Below are 1,127 nucleotides of genomic sequence, written 5' to 3' on the forward strand. Positions count from 1 at the left end.
GCGCGACACGGCGGTTGAGGGCGTCGAAAACCTCAATGGCCGCGTCGAGGCGCTGGAGGCCGAACTCGAGGCCGAGCGGGTTTCGCATGACGAAACCCGCCAGCAGCTGGCCGAGGCGACGAAGGCGCCGGATCACACCAATACCCCCCCGAGCGAGACGCCCGCAGAGACCGCCCCGAAAAAGAAGGGCGCAGCGGGCACCACCAAGGGCTGACACGGCCCCGCGCCGGGGGCGGACGCGCCCCCGGCATCTCTTCACCGTCCTTCTGTGGGCGCATCAGACCTAAGCGCGCTGATCCCGCGTGAAGCCATAAATGCCGATCAACGGCGGCGGCAGGTGCTCCCTCAAAAGTGCGGCAATCCAAGGAAACCGTTATGACCACCATCGTCAAAGTCATCGCCAATCACGGCTGGCCCGTTCTGGTCACGCCGATTTCCCTGGCGGGCGCCGCCGTCGCTCCGCCCGCGCAAGTCGAGCCTGGCGAAACCCGCGATTTCTATGCCCATTCGGGTCAGGATCTCCGCATTCACGAAATCCAGCCCAATGAGGCGCCTGCGGAAGCCGTGACCCATACCGGACTGCCGGTCGCGGGCTACCGGCCGCAGTCGGCGGATGCCGTCGCACGGGCCAATGCTATCAAGCAGATGGAGGAACGCGCGCTCCGGCTTCTCGATGAACTGAAATCAGATCCCGCGATTGACCAGCGCTGGCTTCAGATCGGCCGCACCTCGCTTGAACAGGGCTTCATGGGCGTCGTGCGCTCCATCTTCAAACCCGGGCGCGTGGAGTTGGCGGAATGATTGACGCGCCCGTTTACCGCAGCGCCCTTCTGTTCGGCGGTATCGCAGCCGCCCTTGCCGCGCTGATCCTCTGGCTGGTGACGCCATCGGCGCGGTCGATCCTGCATGATCTGGCAACCCCGCCGGTGGGGCGCTGCGCCTCGGCCGGGAGCCATGACATGCGCCCGGCCTGCATGGTCAGCCTGCGCGCGACCGCGCTGAACGGCCGTCATCTGTCCGGCGCCACCTGCCACGGCGACCTGGGCGCCCCGGCTGTCAGGATGTTGGGCTGAGCCATGGCGCAAGACCTTTATGATCAGGCCGTCCAGCTGATGATGACCGAGCGC

General features: G+C 66.5%; 3 protein-coding genes. All 3 read left to right on the plus strand.

Features of this window, described 5'->3' with window-relative positions:
* The coding region (locus IE126_RS25605) for a hypothetical protein (protein WP_229825953.1) at positions 1 to 214 on the plus strand (214 nt) is incomplete at its 5' end.
* Positions 215 to 375: 161 nt separating this feature from the next.
* Positions 376 to 801, plus strand: a complete 426-nt coding sequence (locus IE126_RS26210) for an Acb2/Tad1 domain-containing protein (RefSeq protein ID WP_229825955.1) — start codon at positions 376 to 378, stop codon at positions 799 to 801.
* On the plus strand, positions 798 to 1,073 hold the full coding sequence (locus IE126_RS25615) for a hypothetical protein (protein ID WP_189383211.1): 276 nt from the start codon (positions 798 to 800) through the stop codon (positions 1,071 to 1,073). The genes IE126_RS26210 and IE126_RS25615 overlap by 4 nt, the downstream gene beginning before the upstream one ends.
* Positions 1,074 to 1,127: the final 54 nt, after the last annotated feature.

It is taken from the genome of Gemmobacter nanjingensis (assembly GCF_014652195.1).
GTDB lineage: Bacteria > Pseudomonadota > Alphaproteobacteria > Rhodobacterales > Rhodobacteraceae > Gemmobacter > Gemmobacter caeni.